Origin of the sequence: Comamonas sp. B-9 (genome assembly GCF_000410635.1) — a bacterium.
GTDB lineage: Bacteria > Pseudomonadota > Gammaproteobacteria > Burkholderiales > Burkholderiaceae_C > Comamonas.
In genome coordinates, this window is sequence record NZ_KE148581.1 from 1 (window position 1) to 204 (window position 204).

Sequence of the window (204 nt, forward strand, 5' to 3'; positions counted from 1 at the left end):
GGGCGAGCAGGACCTGTTTGCGCTGCTGCGGGCCGGCACCGGCGCGCGCTATGGCCAGTACACCGGCGCGCAGCTGGGCGATGCAGACCGCCCGGCCCATCCCATCCTGGCGGACCGGTCGGCGCCTGACGCCGGCGGCTGGTACTGGATCGAAGTCATTCCCTATATCGACAGCAAGCCCGGGCTGATCAGCAATGCGCCCGC

General features: G+C 70.6%; 1 pseudogene. It reads left to right on the forward strand.

The window, feature by feature from the left end:
* Nucleotides 1-204 (forward strand): annotated as a pseudogene (locus H928_RS32375) (pilus assembly protein PilX); the annotation flags it as partial.